This is a genomic window from Paenibacillus radicis (ex Xue et al. 2023) (genome assembly GCF_024722015.1).
GTDB lineage: Bacteria > Bacillota > Bacilli > Paenibacillales > NBRC-103111 > Paenibacillus_S.
On the sequence record NZ_JANQBD010000045.1, the window covers coordinates 19,893 to 43,277 of the forward strand.

Annotated in this window: 9 protein-coding genes; 3 read left to right on the top strand and 6 right to left on the bottom strand. The window is 44.1% G+C overall.

The genetic code is table 11. The annotated features are described in order from the left end of the window. Positions 1 to 75 precede the first annotated feature (75 nt). From NV381_RS35600 to uidA, 4 genes are all read right to left on the bottom strand, one after another. Positions 76 to 7,713, bottom strand: coding sequence for an S-layer homology domain-containing protein (locus tag NV381_RS35600; RefSeq protein WP_258218017.1), 7,638 nt, complete (start codon positions 7,711 to 7,713; stop codon positions 76 to 78). 98 nt (positions 7,714 to 7,811) lie between these two features. Continuing rightward, positions 7,812 to 13,118, bottom strand: coding sequence for a hypothetical protein (locus NV381_RS35605; protein ID WP_258218018.1), 5,307 nt, complete (start codon positions 13,116 to 13,118; stop codon positions 7,812 to 7,814). A gap of 341 nt (positions 13,119 to 13,459) precedes the next feature. Then, positions 13,460 to 14,866: an MFS transporter gene (locus NV381_RS35610; RefSeq protein ID WP_258218019.1), complete on the bottom strand. Its 1,407-nt coding sequence runs from the start codon at positions 14,864 to 14,866 to the stop codon at positions 13,460 to 13,462. Between the two features lie 150 nt (positions 14,867 to 15,016). Further along, positions 15,017 to 16,816 carry a beta-glucuronidase gene (uidA, locus tag NV381_RS35615; RefSeq protein WP_258218020.1) on the bottom strand — a complete coding sequence of 600 codons (1,800 nt, stop codon included), beginning with the start codon at positions 16,814 to 16,816 and terminating at the stop codon, positions 15,017 to 15,019. A gap of 133 nt (positions 16,817 to 16,949) precedes the next feature. On the opposite strand from uidA, the gene NV381_RS35620 reads away from it, so the two are divergent. Further along, a complete protein-coding gene (locus NV381_RS35620) occupies positions 16,950 to 18,155 on the top strand; it encodes an AraC family transcriptional regulator (RefSeq protein ID WP_258218021.1) in 1,206 nt (401 codons plus the stop codon). Between the two features lie 614 nt (positions 18,156 to 18,769). Here NV381_RS35620 and NV381_RS35625 read toward each other — a convergent pair. Further along, positions 18,770 to 19,246 carry a hypothetical protein gene (locus tag NV381_RS35625; RefSeq protein ID WP_258218022.1) on the bottom strand — a complete coding sequence of 159 codons (477 nt, stop codon included), beginning with the start codon at positions 19,244 to 19,246 and terminating at the stop codon, positions 18,770 to 18,772. A 444-nt stretch (positions 19,247 to 19,690) separates the two neighbouring features. Beyond that, entirely contained in the window at positions 19,691 to 20,767 is a 1,077-nt protein-coding gene (locus NV381_RS35630) for a hypothetical protein (protein ID WP_258218023.1), read from the bottom strand. 235 nt (positions 20,768 to 21,002) lie between these two features. On the opposite strand from NV381_RS35630, the gene NV381_RS35635 reads away from it, so the two are divergent. Both NV381_RS35635 and NV381_RS35640 read left to right on the top strand, forming a co-directional pair. After that, a complete protein-coding gene (locus NV381_RS35635) occupies positions 21,003 to 21,866 on the top strand; it encodes an AraC family transcriptional regulator (RefSeq protein WP_258218024.1) in 864 nt (287 codons plus the stop codon). A gap of 96 nt (positions 21,867 to 21,962) precedes the next feature. After that, positions 21,963 to 22,823, top strand: coding sequence for a phytanoyl-CoA dioxygenase family protein (locus tag NV381_RS35640; protein WP_258218025.1), 861 nt, complete (start codon positions 21,963 to 21,965; stop codon positions 22,821 to 22,823). The last annotated feature ends 562 nt before the right edge of the window (positions 22,824 to 23,385 follow it).

Consider the following 23,385-nt stretch of genomic DNA (forward strand, 5'->3'; position numbering starts at 1 on the left):
CTCAATTGATTTAGATCGCTTAAACGGGATCTACCCACACAAATCATACGAATTGTGTGGGTACCTCCTCGATGATTATTTACCGCTTATCCATCGGTCAAGTCTTACTGCAATTGCTGCCGCTTGTGCCCGAGTCAGTGCATCCTGAGGATTGACACGGTCGTCTTCACCTTGAATAATGCCATTCTTGATACTCAACGCTACCGGCTTTTTAGCCCAGTCCGGAATTAAATCCCGGTCTTTATACGCGCTTAATATGCTGTTTACTTCCTCATCCTTCAAATCCTGGCCAAGTCCGAGCGCGTTCAGCGTCCGTCCTGCCATCGTCATCGCCTCTACTCTAGACAATGTTGCTTGAGGAGCGAAGGAGCCATCCTGCAAGCCGTTCACAATTCCGAGCTGTGCTGCAATGGATACGCTGCGATTATACCAATCATCATTAGCGACATCCTTGAAGCTATTGTTCGCATTTTTATTCATCAGCCCAGCTACGCGAAGCAGCAGAGTAGGATACTCGGCTCTGGAAATTCGGCTGTCCGGCTCGAACCGGTCAGCATCTTTCCCTAAAGCAAACAGTCTGGATGCTGCTTCGGAAATGCTTCCTTTACCCCAATGGCTATCACTGACGTCCTTAAAGGTTCTGTTATTACGGATAAAGGCCAGATTACCGTTACCGGTCAGGCTAACATCGACATAGGCCGCGCCGCCTTCATTAGCCAGCTTCCAAGGCACCGTTGTCCAATTTCCATCTGGTCCTTGCAGTATAACTGCCGTAATATCCCCGGCTTGCATCCCTTCAGGTACGGCTACCCGAGTTTTCACATAGGAGCTCCAACCGGCTTCCGGGATATTCATCTCGATAGAAGCGCCTTGTCCTGATGCGAGCAAGCTGCCGTTAACATCTGCAGCAATACCGGCTAGACCTCTTATTGCAGCTTCACCATTTGAATTAATCTTGATCACCAGCTCCTGATCCATACCGGCCAGCATATTTGGAGTCAACATCAGCTTGCCCATCGGCACTTCAATGCTGATCGTTTGCTGCTTGCTGATAGCTTGCTCCACAGCTCCCTTATCAAAATGGAACGTAAAGCCTTGAACCGTTTTATCCTGGGAAGCAATCTTAATTTCTTTGGCCGATTCAACATCTCTGGCTTTAATATAAGCTTCTACTTTATCGTCTTTGCGATCTGCGTTAATGGAGAGATTATTGATGGTCATCGGACTGCTTGATGATCCAACGAAGACTCCGCCACCACCGCCTCCGCCTCCACCACCGCCAGAACTTGCGGAAGACCACACATTTGCAGACAGCTTGCCAGATGCCGCCGTTGCCAAATTCTCACCAATGGTACGTTTAGCTACCACTATGGAATCGCCTGAGCTTGCAAGAATCTGTCCATTGTCAGGCAGAATGCTCCAGCTGCTCAAGTTTTGCTTATATTTCACGGTCTCTGTAACTGTCATCGATTTAGGATAAACCTTATACACAAGCTGCTGCCCAGCCATGTCACCGGCAGAGTTAACAATTACCTTTGTGGCAATGTTATTTCCTTCAATGCTGCTTGTATACGCACTAATAGTTTCCAGACCGTCTGCCGCAGGCATTGCCACGGAGGCAACTACCATAGATTGAAGAGACACACCTTCAGAAATGGTATACGTTCCTTCAATAAGACTAGCGCCGACTGCAACACCGGATACAGTCCCATTCTCTCCGACATTAACAGCTTCGCCCATCGCTACAGCATAGCTTAACCGTTTCTTGTCTTCGCCCGTTACTTCCACTTCTCTGAATTTAGGCTTACCCGATGCATCTTTACCGTCAGGAACTCTCACGAAGGCTGCAATCTCCTGGCTTCCCCCTGGTTTTAAAGTAGGCAATGTTTTCAACACAAGAGCCACCGGCACTTTAAATCCATCATTAGTGATGACAACGGAAGCTTTGTTCTCATTCCCCGCAGCATCCTTAGCTATAATAACTAGCTCCTCGTTAGGCACTCCAGGTGTTACATTCACCTTTCCACTAAACTTTCCATTCGTTTGTACAACCAGTTGGGTACCATTGACGGTAAGAATCGTGTCCTTGGACGTTGTACCCGATACCGTTACTTGCCCATTCTTGGCTCTGGCTCCGTTAACCGGCTCATCCAAATACAAGACTGGCGGGCTGGTATCTAAGGTTAAGTAAAGCATCGTCGCCGAAACGTCTTTGGTTTTCTTGTTCTTTGCAATTAGCTCGATCGCATAGGTTCCATCTGTCTTGAACTGATCAAAGCTAATCGTACCTTGGCTTCCTTGGCTGTTGTTTACAGCTGTAGTTTTGCCGATTGATTTCTCGGAGTAGAACGCTTCTACCTCGAGATCCTGCTGATCCGACACAAAATTGAAGCTTTGCGTTGTCTGATTGGTCACAAGCTCAATGAAGTGCTCGGACGCTTTCAGCTGACTGCTTGTTGTTTGTGCTTTCAAAACAGGTTTGACAGGAATCGGCAGAAGCTCATTTGTACTATTGATTCTTCCTGCGAAATGATAATTTTCATTTTTATCTACGGCTTTGGTTGGTTTGTTGGCTGCCGATACTCCGACTACATACTTTTGTCCAACCTCGAGACCCGTATAATGAACATCCTTTAAATCAAGAACGGCTCCGTTTAATTTCGTATCATCAATTTTGTCGGAAGTAGACAATGCAGTCCACCCACCAACAGGAATCCCTTCATATTTACCTGTTGCTTTATTCAGATATTTGGCCAGTTCATCCTTCGTAAGCAGCATTTCCGCAAAGCTTGGATACTTGTTCAGCTTCCCGCTGCTTTCCTGCAGTGCTTCAATTCTATAGCTTTGCTCATAGTCTTGGTGCCCCGCTTTGGTAGGAGCAGGCTTGAAGGACAGACTAAAGTATCCATTACCTGCAGGCTCTATTGCAACCTCGCTTACTTCCGCTGGTGCCAGAGGATCAATAATTTCGAACTTCTCAGCTGATGTCTTGGTGCCGAAGGCAACGCTAGACTTCAGCTCAGCACGCAAATAGTATTCCCCTTGCTGCAGCAAGCCGCGGATATCTTCCTTGTCACCCAGTAGCCCTACTTGTGTAACATCAATGACTTCACTTCCATTAGTCGTTGAGCCGGTAATGCCGCCATTTTTATTAACCGGCAAATCCTTGGCAATCAGAAGGCCAGGCTCGCCAGGCTGCAATACCTCCAGTACTGTTCCTTTTTCACTCGTTACTTTAGTCGTTTGGTTAGACTCAGCATCCTTCGTCAAATACAGGTTGATCGTATCACCCTGCTTTGCATTTTCCACGCTCCAGGCAGCAGTAAATTTGTTAGGATCTGCACCATTTTTGTTCAACTTAATATCTTTAAGTCCAGGAGCGACCGGTACGTTAAGCAGTCTGGTATCAACACCCGATTCGGCCGTCAAAGTCCAGGTTCCGCCATTTTTCAACTTATCCTGAGGCAGAATGATATAAGCTTTTCTTACATCCACTTTATCTTTGGAATTGCTCGCTGCAATAAATTGAGTGAAAGCATTAGCTGCAGGATTGGTGTTCGTGTTGTCAAATACAATCGGATACACTTTTCCTTCTGCATCTTTCAAGGTAAAGTTAGGCATTTTCTCATCAACATATTCCATTTCGATAATGGCATTTCCGCTGACGCTATTCATAGGGATTTCGTGCACACGTCCGCTATTTTTTACGGTTATGCCGCCGATTCCCGCATTCATGCTATCTGTATCCAGATGGCTGATGTCTTCTGTTATTTTGCGGTAGACAATCTCATGCTTCTCTGATTCTGTATCTATCCTGGATGTCGCCAAGGTCTCTACACCTTGCCCGATGACAAGCAGCCTTGGCCCTCGTTCCGGATCTTGAACGAGCAGATGGATAAAGCCTTCAGGCAAGCCCTCTCCGGAGGTGCCGAATTCAACCCCGCCTCCCCAGTAATAAGTAAGGCCTAGTGAAATAAAGAGAATCCCCACACTGCCCCATATCTTTTCGTTATTAACTCCGAAGAATACGCTCGACAGAGGCATTCCGCCTACCACCGGCACACTGCTAGGTATCTGTACCCTGGCTCCGATATACCCTTCAAAGTCGGTTCTGTGCTTCTCCAGATTTTGCCCTACGAAAATCCCGGCTTTGCCGATAATGATATCAAATCCGCCAATATCCACCTCGGCCTCGAGTCTTACAAACCATGGAGTTACCCATTGGGCCTCAAGAAGTGCTTTGGTTAGCATTGGCAGAAGCTGATCGCCTTCAGGTTCAGGTACTGTGGAGAAATCCAGTTTCCCTAGCAAGGCTAGTCCAGTCCGCTTAACTGTAAGATCAATGTCGCCGAAGTGATAAGCCGGTGCTATACCGAATCTCACGCTTACTCCTGCTTGCACGACAAGCGGGAACGGGTCGTTTTTGGAGCCGCCAGCGATCGTATCAGCAAGCTCTCTTACGGCTCCACGTACAGCCGTTAAATAGGTCGCTCCAGTTATAAGCACGCCCGGCTTGCCAAGCGTTGTACCAAATGCAACGACATCCGGCAAAATCCGCCCATCCGCAACCTTTTTAAAAGCAAGCTCCGCCTTGATTTCCAGCATGCTTTTCAGCTGAGCATCGAACTTAATCCCGTAGCGGTTAGCAATATCATGCTCCGACATATCCTGTACGTAGTGAACGATATTGATTTCACCACTTGGCTTCTTTGGTTCCTTGGCCTCTTCGGATTTTTTCGGCTTCTTATCACTAGGCTCGAACAAACCCAATTCTTTATTAAGATCGAATTTAAGATCAGCCTCGACCCCTACAAAGCCTTTGTCATTAAAAATAACGTTGCGAACCTCTGCGTCTATAACCTTCATGGAAAGCTTGCCGCCAAAGGAAATGCCGCCATGTCTTAAAATAAAGTCATTAAAAGAAAAACTGAAGCCCGAAATATAAAAGCTTGGTCCTGTAAACAAAGTATGTTTGTTAAAATAGATTTGGCTTATCATCAGCTGCTTGAACGGATTCAGCCGGTCACCCAACGCTCCGGACGCCCAGCTCAGCGCGCCATTCAGACTGTCATCTTCCTCATTGTCTCCGCTATCGGGAAAAGTCGCATTATCGATAACAAGCTCTTCACCTAAAGATTTATCGAAGCCATTAAAGAAATCCAGGGTCCATTCCCCTTGATGGAACACGAAGCCGCTGTTAGCAACGCTAAGCCTTCCATCCCCTTTAACAAACAGCGTATCAAAGAAAGGCATGCTGTCATAACCGTTAACATTGTTCTTGATTCCGAAAACATCGAGCTTCCCTCTTACAAACACCATATCTTTCCCTTTGTAAGCAACGGAATCATTAATAATGGCAGGCTCAGTTTTCGTATCAACAATGACCTGCTTGTCATTGCCGGTTCCTACCTCTTTAATCATCCCGCGGATAGTGACTAGCGATTCTTTCCCCTCATCCTCGAAAAATTCCGCCATTTCTTCATCCGACCCAAACATTTGATAGTTGTAGGCAGGTACTTCGGCCAATGATTCGTTGCCCGTATATTCGGCAAGATCAAATTTTGGATCCAAAGCTTTATTGGCTGCACCTACAAACATTTTGGCTTTCTTGAAGTTGGTCACCGCCGAGAATAAATCGTCTCCCTTTTTGAACGGCTTGCCGGGAAAGGCCTCATTAATCTCTGCCAGCTGCCGGTCACTTAATGGAAGACTAACATGGCTTAAATCAACCGTTTTCTTATAAACGGCGAGAATATTCGCCTCTCTGACCCGTGATTGCTGATTATCCGTTACCGAAAAGGTTTGTCCAGTCGTAATATCGAACAGTGCAGCAAGCTCCTCGTCACCTCCGGCATCACCCTTAAAATCGATTTGGACCTGATAGTCTCCGAGAGGCAGTTCGGGTCCAAGACCTGCTTGGATTACATTCCCTACACGGTCAACAAGATCCCCGCCTCTGTAGGTTATCCGCATATCCCCTGAAAAGCCGTCATCTGCTGCTTGGAGTATAACCGATTGCTTGACAGGAACCTTGTACCGCTTCCCCGTCACCTTTTCTTTCAAAAACAAGTCGAAATTCGGCGGCGCAACGTCATTGCCTGCATTGTACGCCTCAATGTTCGTCAGGTTAACCGTAAGATATTTCACGTCACTGCTGTACAGCTCTTTAGGAGAAAGCCCGTAAGCATAGGTCGCTGCAGCTTGTCCGATTGCAGGCAGCAGCATAAAGTTCGCCTTATTGGACTCATATTGCGCTTTAATTCCCTCATCCTCAACCCCTTCAATCTTGGCACGCGTTTCAGGGCTTCTCGCAGTAAGCATATACTGTTTGGTTGTAGGCCATGCCTTGCCTTTGGCCTGTACTTTATAAGAAGCGGTAATCGAATCGCCCGGCTTATACTTAGGCTTGATCCCTTGTGCCGCCTCTTCCGGCGTTGCTGTCTTCTTGAATTCGAGCTCCTTGCTGCGGAAAGTCTCTGTGACCGGTTTGCCATTAGCATCCCGAACTATATTGCCCACTTCATCGAGCTTGACGAAATTAAGTCCGCTTTCCAATTCCATATTGACGGTAATATTGGAATGCTCCATACCGAACATCGCCAAATTTTCTACTTCCGCGATAATATCGAATATACCTTCACCCACATAATTGCTGTTATCGCTCAATGTGGCCAACTGCTGAGGCGTATCCATGTAACGGATGGAAAAGATTTTATCCGGTTCAATGATTTCCCCTAATCCATATACCGTTTCAAACGATTGCGCAGCCTTGTCGGCAAGCGCCTTCGGCTGCCAATAGAAGGCAACTGCTGAGTCAGCCGTTCCATAATCATTGGTATCTCTTGTAAAATCAAGATTAGGGTTAGGTGTGTAATCCCACTTGGTGTTCGCTAACCCATTCCAATGTCCAACGATCATTTCATCGACGATATTAATATTTTTTTCAGCAAAATTGTTAAATCCATAGGCTATAACATTAGTAGCCAAGGGATTAGTCAAATCCAGCTTATCCCTCATCACCCAATAAGGAGGCAGCTTGTACAAAGCTCTGTCCTCTTCGGAAATCGTCGGATCGTTCTCCGGGTTATGTACCAGCTTTCTTTCTACCATTAGAGGCGCTTTATAAGCCGTACCAATCTGAAACTCAGGTCCGTCCTTGCCGGCAACCATTGTATCCAGCAATAGGCGCGTTCCCATCTGTACCACAGCGCCGCTTCGGTTAACGACTTCATAACGGATATTTACATTCCCCGCATTTTTCTTATCTGCTGCACTTGCATATAGCATTAAAATTTGTTTGATCTCAACACCTTTAATGCTCCAGATAGTCTCAATCTGTTTGGTGCCGTTATTGTTTACTACAATTTGGGGCTTCGTGACCTCTGAGAAGAAATCCACCGCAAATTTGTAAGGATTACCAAAAATATAATCGGTACCATCGATTCGAAAGGTCGTAAACGATGTTTCCGGATCATCCCCCCGGAAAAGCATGTTAACATTCTGATCATTTTTCCTGATCGGCTGACCCTCTACCGTTCTGATGCCAAAGCGTCCTGTATTGTTGTCAACCGTAATTTTTATAAAATCATTTTGTAGAACCGTTACTTTTGGTGTAGTGAGCTCTGCTGCAAGAACGGTTGTAACCCCGGACAAAGAACTGAAAAATAGTATAAAAGCCAATACAAGCACAAGCGTTCTTTTTAATAACTTCACTTGAGCGCCTCCTAATCCTTTCATTCTGAAAACAATAACTGCAAGTGAAGAAGGGACACTCCCATGTCCCATCCTTCATCTTCTTGCCGCCATTCTTTTTATTCCGTTTTTCCAATAAAGAAGGTTGCATACTCACGTTCACGTTCCTGGTTTCTTACAATCAGCGTATACCAGCCAACCTGTGGGAAAGTGACTTCATAATGGCCGTTCAGCAGTTCCTTGTAGGAAACTTTGCTTGCCAAATATTTCATTTGTCCTTCGCGATATAAGCCAGGCTGGTACAGCAGATCGAAGGTTCCCCATTCATTGACCCGCTCCTGACCGTTAACCTCCATCAAATTGTATCTTGAAATGCCAAAGGTCAGCTTATTGGTGTTAAATAGTGCCGTCTCTCCGCTGGAGCTGGAAATGAGGATGTCATTAGCAAAGATCAGCATGCCATCCGAACCGACAACGACTACATCCTGGTAGGCGACTGTTGTATTGCCAACCTGATCCTTCGCTGTATAAGTGACCCGTTGGCGTCCAAGCTTCGTTAGATCCAATCCGCTGATCGCAACATTAATCTGATCCGGTTGGGAGATATTATCACTTACTGTGAACCCGCCCAAATCTACCCGGAAATCAAAGTTGGATTTGTTTTGTGCAACAGCCACGGTAGCCATTTTCAGCTGGAGTTCAGGTGCTTTGTTATCAAGTCCCTTGATGGTGACAGGAACTTTATTGACATTCCCTAATGCGTCCACTAACCCGATAAGCGTTGAGCCTTGTGCCGAATAAATTTTGGACACAGTAAACTTCCCATCCTGACCACTTATCTGATTCGTATAATTGTCCAAATCCGGAACAACACCCATAAACAATTTATTCGGTGCATCCATATGCCCGCTCAGTGTCACTTTCACATTGCCCTTCGCATAAGGCTGACCGTTGATATTCACCAGCTTGTCTGCCGGCAGTTCGTTACCCGCATCGTCCACGAACGTATAGATGATTTGATCCACTTTCGGAACGGCTGAGACGATATTGTTTACTTCTTCTTTGATCGTCGTCATATTGCCGTAATCATCGTACACCGTAAAGGAGGCCACACCATTTTGCTGCAACGAAACTACTCTTTTTCCATCCGGCACTCTAAAGGCTGGGGAACTAGAATTTACGTTCTGCACTTCAAGAGTCACACCTGAGGCTAGAAGGACATTCCCGTTTCCATCCTTGATCGTTTTAAAAGTCTGGCTTCCATTTTCTCCATATGCATAGGAGCGTACAACCTTGACCTGCGGTCCTTCCTTGTAAATATTGTCAACTGTGACTGGTGCTTTGGCCGTATTGCCCGCTTCATCCATAAACTCAAACTCAAACGACCCGTTTTCTGTGAAGGTGTGAACAGCTTTACCATCATTATTCGTAATCAGGATAGGCTCTGAAGCATCGAGCTTTACCGAAACGTTGCCGTTAGTCTTGGCTGTGATTAATTTGGTAATGCTGCCAACAGGCGCTTCCCCATCCACATTGCTGACTACAACATATAGCGTATCTTTTCTGCTGGCGTCAGATGTATCTGTAAGGTCAAAGGAATAGTAGCCATTAGTCTTAACGTTGAATTTATTGCTTGTACGAACCGGAACGGATGGATTCACAGCCGAGGCCACTACTTTAATCCCGAGTGGAGCCGCGATGTCAATATCTACCCCTTTGGTCGGGTTTACCGGTGTTAAAGTGCTTTGAGTTGCCAAGGCATATATAGGCTCTGCGGCTTGAACCGAACCGCTCGTTAAATCTATTTCCTTTCCAATTGCTCCGCCAGGTGTTTTATACTTCACCTTAATATGGAGATCCGTTACCTTATTCGTAGGTACCTTAATTGAGACAAAGTTCGTATAAGGGCGCCATTTCAACCATCTTTGACCACCATCCGGAGATACGGAATATTCATAGCCGCTTTTATCCAATGTGTCGAGACTCAGCTTCACAATAGCGGTATATCCATCTTCATTGTCTCCATACACATAGATCAAATCAGACTTCCCTTCAGCTGGCGGCACTTCCACTCCTCCGTTCTTGGAAACCTTGAAGAACCCGGATGTGCCTGTTATTATGCTGTTTCCAGCAATGTCTCTAGCCCAAACATATAATTGGAAATCTTTAGTTTCCCCGACTGCCAAAGTTGAATTAGTAATTTCGGTTTCACCTGTAGCGGGCAAATCCGTCCATTTGTCTGGGTCCTCTGAAGGAGGTGCTTCTCCATTCTTAACCCACTTGTATTTCTTAAGAGTCACGTTTTTGCTGACGGCATCTTCAACACTTACGATTACCTTATGAGAAGAGAGTGGATAAGCAACTCCATTCGTGCTGAAAGTAACCTTGGGTGGAGTATTATCGAAGTAATACTTCTTATAGAAGTAATTTTCACGACCATCGGCTTCCCTCACCTTAATATGAATGTACTGCTCACCTTCCATTTTCACATCTGCCGGGACAACGTAGGTCCGGTTTCCATTAGCCTCAGAATATGTAGTAAAGTCCGTACTCTTAGCTGGGCGTAATGTGCTGTCGTTGAAAGCATAACTAACAGTCGGCACACCAGCCATGAGGCTGGAATAAGTGGAGTAAGTTACTGAACTAACGGAATTTGACTGCGACCCATAGGTCGAATTAGAAACGGAATTTCCGTAGCTTGCTCCTGTAACACTCTGTGTGGATCCGAGACCGCTGATGTGGAATTCAATATCATGACTTTTAACATAGTTTGGATTAGCTTCAGGTGAAAAACTTACAGGGATACGAACATTAGAGTTGATGGTTACAGCATTAGCGGATTTGGTAACCCGTTCATTGCCTGCTAAGTCCTCGGATTTGATATATAACGAGTACTTTCCATCTTCAATTACCTCATTCAAGGTAGAAAGTACCTGTCCTGCTGCCGACGCTATGGAATTCCATTGCTCAGTCGGTTCCTGACCTTCCTTAATCCATTGATAAAAGCTTCTCTTAACTCCGCTTTGATCGTCTGAGATGGTTACCTGCACCTTAACATCAGCCGTGTTGTCACCAACAGCCGGATCTATGGTAATCTTTGGAGCTTTATTGTCCAGCTTGATCATTGCCACATTATAGGACCAGTTTGAATCTTCTTTTTTGTAATCAGTAAGCGGCCAAACATCTAATTCGCCATATTGCCCGACTTTTGCAAGTGCTTTATTGTCCGCATAAAACACTTTCTCCGCTTCAGAGCCTGCTGCCTCGGCTTTCCAAGCCTCATATTCATTCGGGTGGCTCTGTACATAGCTCTTCTTCTTATCATATTGCATCAGTTCTCTTGCCGAATCCCAAGTCATATCAGCTGTCCAGCTGTGTAAATACCATAAACCGCTGTTCTCTTCCGTTAAAGCCTCAGCCGGAGGGGCAATCATGTTGGTTTTGTTATTCACAACACTAAAATTAAATTTTGCAAATTCATCACCAGGGTATAGTTCCTCTCTTGGCTGTTTCCCCGCGAGAGTGTACCTTTTTACCGCTGCAAAATTATCGCCGCTTTTCGAAGCAAAGGGATCTGCTGGGCTTTGACTCCAGAAGTAGTAGACTAGACCTACAGATGGAGAAGCAGGCCCCGTCATATTGGAAGGACGATAGATGCCATTGCTCGGCTTTTCCTTGCCGCGTTCGCTAACATTCGGATCTAAGAAAGGTATAAGTAAGGGCGGATCATTGGCGTCTATAGTGACCTTTTCGAACTTTAAGAATTTCTGCTCGCCCTGTCCGTTCCATGATTCATAATGGAAGGAAATGTCCGGTTTCGTATTGTCTATGGAAAGCTTGGCCTCATCAATTTTGGAATTGACATTAGATCGGTCTCCATCCTCATGGATGCCATAATAATTGGCTGGTTGAATCAGCATATTGCCCGCGTAGTCTTGAATGACGTTCGTGTCAGTTAAATCTGGCTTGTCATTATGCGATAAAGCGATGACCTTCAACAGCGGGGTCTCAACCTTAAGTCCTGTGGGAATCTTGGTTCTGAACGTCCAATTAGCTGTTCCTTGTCCAGATACATAATAGGCTTTCTCGCCATTGTTGAGATAAAGGAACGTTTCCTCAACCTTCCAGCCAGTTTTCACCACAGCCTCTTCGGTTAGTTGGAGCGTGAAATCAAAGGTATCATCCTTGTTCAACGTCACCCCAGTGAGAATTTCCGGCTGAATCCCGTTGCCGACCTTCGTATACTTAGGTGCAACCGCATCTATAATGACACGATACCCCTCATGATTGAAGTCAAAAGGATCAACTGTTTTACTTCTCAAATAACTATTGCTAGAGCTATTTGCTTTGTTGATTAATTCAATGACAGCTGCATTACCAGCTTCATCCGTTAAATCCGCCGATCTCAATTTCTCCTCCAGGGTCATATCGATAGGAGCTACACCAGAGGTAGTTCCTGTCATTTTTGGCTCAAGGGGAAGATTCCCGCTATGGTGATACTTTGATCCTGTGTAGCGGTAAACAATGCTTGGATGAAGCGTTCCTAAATTTGCTGTCGTATAGGTTTCATTCTTCAAATATTGCTGCTCGCCAGCAGTAGGCAAGCCTGTCCCGTCTGGATTGACAAACAACGGATGACGCAGAAAATAATCAGCATTGCCTGCAACCAATGTCGTTGGTTTGACCGGCTCGCTGAACTCATAGGCAAAGGTAATGTTCTCATTTTGTTTCACATACAATTCTTTCTGATTGATTTTCGTATTGTCTCTCTCGGCCCCGTTACCCGTAAACGTGTAGCCAGTCAGCCTCGGACGGGTTTTATCCTGAAACTTGATATACATTCCAACTGCTCCAGCACCTTGTCCTTCAACACTAGCTCCTACCTTAATAACAGATGTAGGTGTTATTATACGTTTCATGCTTTTCGCGGATGTGGTCCCTTGATGCGAGCTATCAGATAATTTCACACCATCAATCTCTATAGTTGCTGATGTAACTCGTGTCTTACACCAAAAGAGAACACAATCAAATTCGTTGTAAAGTAGCCTATTCCAACCTACAACTGCTTCCGCATGTTCACTCTGGGCTAGGGCCAGCAGGGTTGGATTGTCTTGGACTCTGATTGTAAGATCGACTCCAGCTCCGTCGTCACCATTAGGATATACGCCACCATCAGCCCAATCGATAGTTCCGGAAGAGCTTATTTTCGTAAATCCAGCCGTCCCGATATTAAAATTTAGAAATGCATTGTCTGCATCATACGACAAATTTCCAAGTCTTGTACCGGCACCGAAGCGTACTTCCTTATCCTCACCTACTGTTGCCGCCTTCGCCTCGCCCGCAAACCAATTAGGCTGCAGCGAAAAAAGCAGACTGAGCGTAAGAGCTATTGCGATCCACTTGTTGATGAACTTGCCTTTAAACATCCATACAACCTCCTTCTAAATTTCTACAAGCTTATAGTCCTTAAGAACCATCATTAACCCCTCTCACAACTGATATTAGTTCTTTACAACCATTATGTTTCCTATTTTAAAGTTTACCTCTCAACAAATACTAAACATTTTCGTCATTATTCTACTTTTTCTTCAATAATTCGTTTTTTTAATGAAAAGTTAACTAAATGCGGATGCTTTTTCGCAAAAATACATCATACACTCACAGCCGTTTGCCTCCCTTAGATTGTGTAAACAACGTAGGCTCCAGGTCTTCAGGCACACAAATAAAAAGCACCCTCTGATTTGAAGGCACTTTTATGGGTACAATTCTAAACTATTCTTTTATCGGCCAACTGATCAGCAAGTTCATTCGTACGTTGTTTAGTTAATGGATACAGAAACACTAGAATTAAAAAAATAACTCCATAAATAATCCCCGGTACCAAGGTGCCTAAAGCATAGATGCCGTCAAGCGCTCCTTGTGTCTGAACATGACGAGCCGCATCATAGCCAACCGCCGCCAATGCAACACCACCAACTCCTCCCGCGATGGCTTGTCCCACTTTACGTGAAAATGCATAGATAGAATAAACCGTTCCGTCTTCCCTCAATCCTGTTAAATATTCATGGTAGTCGATAACATCGGTTACGAATGCCCAAACCACAATATTGAAGAAAGCATATCCAAACATGCCGACTGCTGAAACCGCAATAAATTGAGCAGCTGACAAATGCGGGAAGAAATACAACAGTATATACACAACCGCGGCGAGCGACATTCCTACTGCAGCCGTTTCTTTTTTCCCAAATTTGGCGACCAAAGGTTTGGCTAATGGAATTGCAATAAATGCAGCAGCCACTTGAACAATGCCTACTAAGCTTAGCGCAGCTGCACTGCCAAAAAAATCTTTGAACAAATACACGTTAACAGCACCAATTAGCATCGTACACATCATAAAAATCAGAGAAGCCGAGAGGATCGAGAGTAAAGGCTTATTTTTCAAAAATGCGCGCAACGTTGTCGTCATACTAAACTTCTTGTCTTCTTCTACATTAGCAGTAATACGTTCCGTAGATAATTTATAACAAGCTATATAACAAGAGATGGAAAGAATTCCAAACAGAATCGAAGCCGTTAGAAAGCCGTTAGCATCAGCCTTATTGTCTTTAAATACAAGCAGCGGACCTGCCACATTAATGACTAGACTAGCTAACATAGCCCCCATCGTTCGGAAAGTAGATAATGCTGTACGCTCAACAGGATCGCTTGTAATCACTGAGGCCATAGAGCCATAAGGAATATTTACAGTACTATACAAAGTTCCCCAAACAAGATAAGTGACAAACGCATACGCCAAATAGAAACCGTCGGACATACCCGGAATTTTCACGAACATAAGTACACCTGAAACAACAAGCGGGAAGGACATTCTATAAATCCAAGGTTTAAACTTCCCGTGCTTGCCGGGTTTTCTCGTATCTATGAAGCGACCCCAAGTCACATCTGCAAAAGCATCCCATAATCGGGCGATTAGAAAAAGTATACCTACAGTGGCAGCACTAATATGAAATATATCTGTGTAATAGACCATTAGAAATGAACTTACCAGAATAAAAAAGAAATCGTTTCCAAAATCACCAAACATATATCCAAGCTTGTCTCTCATACCGAATTTTCTAATTTGCATAGCTGTAGCTACTGTTTCAGCAGTTTTTAGATTGGCTATATGACTCATGTGCATCCTCCTGTTGCCGCTATTGAATTGTCACTAATGAAAATTATCGTTTGAAACATTGTAACCCTTTTCAATATACAGAGAGCTTAAGGACGACATCATATCGTCCCTAAGTCTTTCCTTAAAGCAAACCTCTTTCTGCAAAATAAGTTACTGTTTGTACCCGAATTCTGGAATCGCAAGCCATCTTTTCCGTAATTCATGTGCTGCATATTTCGGCTTCCGGTCTCTTGTAAAAATCCCTTTCTTGTTTCCTTGAACGCGAAGCACACCTTGGCTTGTGCTGAAATCAGCAAAATTCCACACCTGCTCGCCAACAAAGTTATCGAACTCATCGAATATCTCATGATTAGCCTTCAAATACTCGACTTGGAACTCCTCGGTAAACATAACAGGATCGACATCATGCAAGCCCGCAACCGTATCGGCTCCGTACTCCGTCATCATGATCGGTTTGCCTGGGCATCGCTCATTCCAGCCTTTGAATTCTTCACGAAGCTTGTGCTTGGCAACCTCCCAATCCCCACCTTCGGTATACCAGCCGTAATAACGGTTTAATGCAAGCACATCGACAAGCTCCGCCACCTTGCATTTATCCGGTGTTGACCACAAATGAGTGACGATTGTAACAGGCCTTTTCTGCGGGTCCAGCTCTTTGGCCAAATCCACCAATGGTTTGAAATACTCAGCAGCGCCCTCTTCTTCGGATGCAGGTTCATTCGCTATCGACCACATGACTACGCAAGGATGATTTTTATCCCGAGCAATCAGCTCCCGAATCACTTGTTGATGCTGCTCCTGAGTTTGGAGCTCTTCCCATGTTTTGCGCCGCGGCGCCCCTCCAAACAACGTCGCCATGAAATTCAGATGCAAGCCTACTGCCGGAACTTCGTCAATTACAACAAGCCCTTCCTTATCAGCCAAGCGCATCAATTCCTCCGAATACGGATAATGAGCTGTCCGAAATGAGTTGGCGCCAATCCATTTCATTAAGCGGAAATCGATCGAATTAGCCGCTTCATCAAAACCTCTACCATGTATCGGGGAATCTTCGTGTTTGCCGAATCCTTTGAAATAAAAGGGCTTGTTATTAATCAGAAACTTGCCATCCTTCACTTCAATGCTTCGAACTCCAAAAGGCTGCTCATAGCTGTCGATTACCTGTCCGTCCTTAACTAGTTCCACCTTAAGCGTATACAGATAAGCCTGTAGAGGCTCCCAAAGCTTAGCATCTTTTATGAAAATGGTTCCTGACTGGCCGCTTGCTTGTTCTATAATCGTATGAGATTCATCAATCACGGCAACTCTAATCTGAGCCTCACCAACCGTGTCCACTGCATAGTTAACCGCTCCTGTTGTTTCATTAAGCTCCGTAACGATACTGACGTCCTTAATGTAAGTATGCGGTGTCGTGTAGATCTTAACAGGTCTATGAATACCGGCATAGTTAAAGAAGTCAAAGTTGGGGTTGTTTCGGACTATTTTGCCTAATCCCGTAACTTCCTTTTCGCTATAATTTCCGATAGGAAGAGTGGTCTCATCTACGATATTGTTCACAGTGACGGTCAAGCGGTTTTTGCCAGTTTGCAGGTAGGCATTGATTTCCGCTTCAAACGGAGTAAAGCCTCCTTGATGTTCAAGAATAAGCGTTCCGTTCATATAGACCTTGGCTGTATGTGTAGCCGAACCAAAGCGCAGCACTATACGTTCCGAGAGCATTAGGCTCGGTACTGTAATATCTCTCTCGTACCATACCCACCCAATATGATTTCGAATAGCTGAGCTAACTCCAACATCATTATAGGAGGCAGGTACCGGCATAGTTATTGTATCGGTAAGATAAGATTCGAACCATTTTTCTTGAAAGCCTTTGCCCTCATCCAATTTAAAATTCCAAATTCCGTTTAGATCAATAATTCCTCTTGTTTCCGTAACAATGGGATATAACATATTCGTCTGCTCCTTTATATAAATCATATTTGTAAGCGTTTGTAAGATGAATTATACTAAGGAAAGCGAGATATATTATAGGATGATATTTGCATTTATATAATGATTTTAACTTGATTAAGGAATGATTGAATTGACAACAATATCTCTAGAGTTAACCATCATCAGCTTGACGATTTTTCAATTGACCGATATAAATACATATATTTTGGATAAGAAGCCTTCTGTGTTAATTGCTCATGTACATGATCCTTTGCCCGAGTTTTTATCGGATGTACAGCAGCAAGACTTTGCAGCCTTGAGCCAGAAGTCTGAGCCTGAATCCAAGCTGTGTTACTTATATACCAACCCTTGGGGACTTACCTATCTATCACGTTTAATGAGGAAAGATGAAGCTCAGCTAATGATTATCGGCCCTTTTTTAATGCAATTTCCTGATAACTCCAATTTAAAGATCGATCAAAAGGAGCATATACAATTAGAGGATTTTTACCGGGGGTTAAAGCTGATCAGCGGCTCTAAAATTCAAAGCATTGCCAATATTTTGGATCAAGCCGGTTTCATTCAACAGGCCACCGTCCAGGTAGTTGACAATCCACAGCAGGAGTCGAATAGTGCCTCTACAAAAAACGGATTGGAACTAATTCAGGCGCAGCCGGATGAAACCTTCATCGATATTATTGACGTCCGCTATCAAATAGAAAAAGAAATGATGCAAGCCGTTGCGCAAGGCGATAAAGCGATGTTAAGAAGCATCCATACCAAGGTTAAAAATTTATTTGATTTTCATGAGCGATTTCCGAATCAGCCTGTACGAGCCATGAAAAATGCCCTGGTCATTTTGAACACACTTTTTCGGGTCGCAGCTGAAAAAGGAAAGGTCCAACCCTACTTCCTTCATCAAATCTCCGAACGGTTCGCCAAAAAAATCGAGCGCTGCGAAACGATCCATTCCCTTAACAGCCTTATGGCTGTCATGTCCGATGATTACTGCGATTTGGTAAGCAGTCATACCACATCTGGCTACTCCCAGGTTGTTCATAAAGCTGCCGAATACATAACCTTACATTTCAACAAGCCCCTGAACCTGAAAAATCTGTCCCGAACCTGCCACGTACACCCAGCCCATTTATCGAGACAGTTTAAAAAAGAAACAGGCATGACTTTGACGGAGTTTCAGCAACGGCAGCGGATCAAGGAAGCTAAGCTTCTGCTAAGTAAAAATCATGCTTCAATCGCGTGGATTGCAGGCTATGTTGGTTTTGACGATGCCGGCTTCTTCACTCGGATCTTTAAAAAGCTGGAGGGAATGACACCTACGGAGTATCGGAATTCGTAGCTTTTGCAGCTGGTTTTCGTTTTAGCAGATAATACAACTTTACATGAATCGCACTTTGAACGTGATTGATTCACGGAAATGTGTAGGACTAAAACAAAAAGAACCCACAACACGAGAGTTAGTCGCATTGTGATTTTGAATTGAATTAATCCTTCACAAGCCATTCACAGAATACATTGATCAAAATAATTGCAAAAACAAAAAATTAAAAATGCTTTATTCGAATGCTCTATTAATAAGATTACTGTACTTGTTCTTCGAGCACTTCTAATTCCCCTATTTTAATCCAGAAGTTTACTTCATCAAATCTTTTAACTTTACCTTTTATTATGTGTTTGGGGTACAACCATCGAGACTTCATTCCATCCCGATTCTCCTCGTTACAATCGGGGATGAGGACAAAAGTTGGACTCATCACTTAGGTGGTCCAACTTTTTGCCCGCTCACCAGAACGGCACGGTTGGCACACAAACGCTCACGTCATTGTCGGTGAGAAAATCACCAGCATTTTATGTGAGAGGCAACAAAAAAAGATCATCAATAGGCGATCTTTACTTGCTTAACTTAAGCACGTAGTTAGTTGAATATCAAATCAAGAGCATTAAAATAATTAATTAATGAAGCTTAACACCATTGCTATTTACTATACTAATATTCTCTTCGCTAATCTTCGCATCGACCGAATCTTGTGTAATAGTACTAATTATATCTTCTAATACTTTATTAATTATTTTGTCTTCAAATGTTGACTCCGTTTTCAGAACGACTGAACACGCTATATTATAACTGCCAGTATCTTTTAAATTTGACATAGGGCCTAAAACAATAAGAACATCATTACTTTCTAGTTTCGTTTGTTTTGCTATTAATAATACTAATTCAGACTGTTTTTTATTAAGCCACTCAAGCGTTCCCTTTTCTGTAGTTAAAGAATTTATTATTTTACTTTGTCCATTTGGTAATTCCTCAAGCATTAATGCTTCGACTTTAGGAGTGTTAACCTTACTTATAGTTCCAATAGCATAAAATGAAATTATTATCATAACAAATAAAATAGAGAATAGTATAATTTTTTTAGGTTTATTTTTCAAGGTATTCACATCCACCTAACTTCATAATCTCAACGTGTCTAATTCCCCGCAGCTTGCTGCGGGGAGATTTCATTCAACCTCATAAGTATAATTAACTTGTAGGATTCCACCCGAAAGACTTCCCATATCAATAGGAACGATTAGTATAGTTTTATCCGATAGAATAGTAGAAATTTTCTTCACTTTAACTACCTCCCTTGATAAATTTAACTAACACCTCCACTTTATTATATAAAACTACTAATCGTAACGATAAATAGGGGAATTCTAGTAAGTTCATGCTTATTCCCTGATTCACCAAACTCAAATCCCTTCACCTCATATTATATACATTTATGAGCATTAAACTAAATCACCCAAACATCAGTATTTTACTATTTCCGCGCTTCCAAGAGCAACTACAAAAAAAGCCGGCTGCTTATAGCAACCGGCTTCTCCTACTATTTATTTAGTTGTTTCGTTACGCGGCTGTCTCTTCTGTTCAACAAATTGCTTAATATGTTCAGTCAAGCCATCCTTAATTTTAGTAATCAATTGATCCTCGGTAATGCCCTTCTCCTGAGCGATTTCCACTAAGGATTTGCCGGCTTTCAAGCCGGTTTGCAGCTCTTGCTCTGTGAGGCCTAGAGATTTGGCCAATGCTTCTGCATTGCCGAAACCGCCCATTCCGAAGCCTGGTTTGCCGCCAAAGCCTGCTTTACCATCGCCCATAGGTTTCGTGCTAGTAACCTCTTTTTTCAAACGATCTGCCATCCCTGTTTTCACTTTGTCTGCTTGCTCTTGTGTAAGCTTGCCTGCGGTAACCGCATCAGCAATCGCTTTATTTTGAGCATCCGTCAGCTTTTGCAGATAGTCGGGCTCGCTTACCCCTTTTTCCTGAGCAAATTGAGATAAAGTTTTGCCGGCTTTCAATGCATCATTGACGACACTTTGCTCAACCCCCAGCAAGGTTGCGGTTTCCTTCAAAATATTGCTTCCGTGGAAACCACCATCTTTACCCGGTCCGCCCGGTCTTCCTGGTCCTCCTGGCCCTCCAGGAAATCCTCCTTTTGGTCCCTCTCCCGGTTTGCCGAAGCCTGCGCGTTCTATGTCCTTTTGCAAACGTTCTGCCAAAGCAGCCGTTTCTTTATCAGCTTGTGCTTGTGTAATTTTGCCTGCAGTAACGGCCGCTGCTATCGCTGTTTTTTCGGCATCAGTCAGCTTTTGCAAGTAAACTTCCTTAGTCAAGCCGTTGGCTTCAGCAAGCTGCAGCAAGGATTTACCTTCCTTCAGAGCATCGAAGACCGCATTTTTATCCAAGCTCAACAACGTTGCCGTTTCATCTAAAATATTGCCTCCGCGGAAGCCTGGTGCTTGATGAACTCCACGCTCACCCTTAGCCGCTGCTTTCGTTCCGATCTTGCTATCCGTGCTGCCAGTCGTTGCATTCTCTGCATTCGCTTGGCTCAGCAATCCGGCTCCACCCAATAATAAACTAGCTGCAATAGCACCTGTTAAAATTTTCTTTTCGAATGGTTTCATTGTCATGTCCACCTTTATATGGATTTTACCTACAATTAGAAGTATAGACTCTTTTCCTTAAAAGGACATTAATACCAGTTGAGCGCTAGCTGAATGTTTGCTGAATGTTTTATTGGGACTTTTCTACATAAATCCTTTAAAATTAACCTTGATTGTAGTAAACTAGCCTCATTTCAAATGGCACCGCAAACAAATATCAATAGAATAGGGAGCTCCCGTTAGGAGAAGTGATAGTTTGAACAAGCTGTCGGACATAACGCCTTCCATTAGAGTTGCTCATCATTACAAGTTTTTTAGTGGCGAACACTTCTCGGAGAATCGTATTGGCTATTGCTACGCCTTTCATTTATTTGACGGGGGACGTGGTAAAGTACGGGTAGACGGCAAGCTGTATTCAGTTAACAAAGGCTCCTTATTTTTTATTCGTCCGGAGCAGGTACATTCTTTTTATCCCGATCCCGTCCAGCCGTTTCGTTCCTACAATATTTATTGCGAGCTATGGCAGGAACCGGCGCTGGCAACAAACAAACATTTGGCCTGGAATCCTGCTGACTTCGACTCTTCCTTGTTGACCCCTGTTCATTCATGCAGTGAGCTTGATGTTATTCCTAGTGTCATGCAGCTCCAGCAGTATCCTGTTATGCAAGAAATGTTCGCCTGTATCGTATCCTCCCACAATCAAGCAGCTAATCCCTATAAACAACAAATTACACGAAGCCTGCTGCATGGGTGGTTGCTTAAGCTCTATTCAGACTGTCTGAGCCAGGATGCATTCAACCCGCGTATTCAACGTTTAATGGACTTGATTGAGCAAAATCCTGCAATTAATTATACCGACATTTTGCGCCAATCGGGCATACGTAAAACGCAGCTTCATGAATCGTTCAAGAAAATGAGCGGGATGTCTCCCAAAAGCTTTATTCAAAAAGCGATCATGAAGCAAGCCGCTGCCGAGCTGTTGGAAAGCTCTCGTTCCGTTTCTGATATATCGGACTTGTTAGGATTTTCTTCAATCCATTATTTTTCCAAACGTTTTACCAGTTACTATGGCATCTCCCCCACAGCTTTCAGACTCGGCCACAATGACCGGAAAAAATGACAAATGATTGATCAACTGTCAAAATACTTCCTCATCCAATCCTCTTATAATGAAATCATGAACGATTACCATTATTATTAAGGAGTGATTCGAAGGATGACACGATCTCAAGGAAGCTTAACACCGGAACAAATGGCATTTTATAATGAGGAAGGATATCTTGTATTGGACCAATATTTATCAGCGGAGGAGCTGGAAGGTCCCAAGCAGGCGATGAGTACCAAAGTGGCGCAAATTGCCGATAACCTGTACGAGGCTGGGTTAATCAAGGATAAGCTGGAGGAGCGCCCCTTTAAATATCGTTTGGCCGAGCTTTTTAATGGACTGACTGAAGAGCATTTCTTGAAATATGGACGCAGCTGGAGAGACCGTATTCCGGGTTATTTTGAGCTGATGAGCAATTCCAAGCTTCTGGATGCGGTAGAATCCTTAATCGGCGGTGAAATCTTCTCCAATCCTGTATACAACGTTCGCCCCAAAGTACCAGGAGTAGCCGCAGGCGCAGTACCATGGCATCAAGATAAATCCTATTGGCCTGACGCCAATGCGAATCCTGTAATCACGGTTTGGATTCCATTAGTAGATTCCACTCACGAGAACGGATGCTTACACATTAAGCCAAGGACACATAAGCAGCGAGTGCTCGAATGGCACCGGGAGACTACGACAGGAACCGGTTATACGGCACTGCAGGAAAGTCAGCTCGGGCCAACAGCAACTGTTGCGCTGCCAGTGAAAGCCGGTTCCGCTATTTTGTTTAACGACCGGTGTATTCACATGTCTACGCCTAATAACTCCAATGAGGTGCGCTGGAGTGTCGATCTGCGCTATCAGCCTACGGATCAAGATCCAATGCCGCAGCATGGGGCAGGCTTCTTGGCGAGAAGCCGCAAGCATCCTGAGCTTGTAGCAACGCTGCAGGATTGGCTGGCGTCCGCAACCACCGCGACACCTTAAGTCAGCCGCCAGCAGAGCGAAGTTCAAGGACAAGGACCTGCCTTGAGGCTATGTCTTGGGTCCTTGTCCTAATTTCATATATGCCTGCTTTATTACAAAAAGGGGCTGTCCCAAAAGTCATTTTGAGACAACCCCTCCATCATTTTATCCTGAATAGATGGTTGCAAAAGAGCCCTTAATTCCACTTTAATAGTTGAAGGCTTTTTTGCATATTCTTGTATATTCTTAGTGATGAATAAGATGAGGTCGCTTTCCAGCGCGTACTCATCGCGGGTATCGGGTTCGTGGCTCGGGGCTCGGTTACGGCATTGCATGGCAGTCTGGCGCACTCCGTGCAATTATCAGGAAAATGTCAAGTTAGTTACTCCGAACATAGCGTTCCAAGTCTTATAGCTGGAATTCCTCATGCTAATTCTACGTATTTTGGCTGATATCGGTAGCGTCAAGAAGTTTGTGTAAGGCAGGTTTATCCATCGGGACGATCGATAAGAAAAATTAGTTAATTGAATATTCAGACTTTACAAAGGATGAGGGTGTAGCCCAAGCGAAGGCGCGGGAGCTG

Bases quoted from the DNA above. Each gene is read 5' to 3' on its own strand.
- NV381_RS35630 (WP_258218023.1), bottom strand. From the start codon at position 20,767: ATGAAACCATTCGAAAAGAAAATTTTAACAGGTGCTATTGCAGCTAGT.
- NV381_RS35605 (WP_258218018.1), bottom strand. From the start codon at position 13,118: ATGTTTAAAGGCAAGTTCATCAACAAGTGGATCGCAATAGCTCTTACG.
- NV381_RS35610 (WP_258218019.1), bottom strand. From the start codon at position 14,866: ATGAGTCATATAGCCAATCTAAAAACTGCTGAAACAGTAGCTACAGCT.
- uidA (WP_258218020.1), bottom strand. From the start codon at position 16,816: ATGTTATATCCCATTGTTACGGAAACAAGAGGAATTATTGATCTAAAC.
- NV381_RS35640 (WP_258218025.1), top strand. From the start codon at position 21,963: ATGACACGATCTCAAGGAAGCTTAACACCGGAACAAATGGCATTTTAT.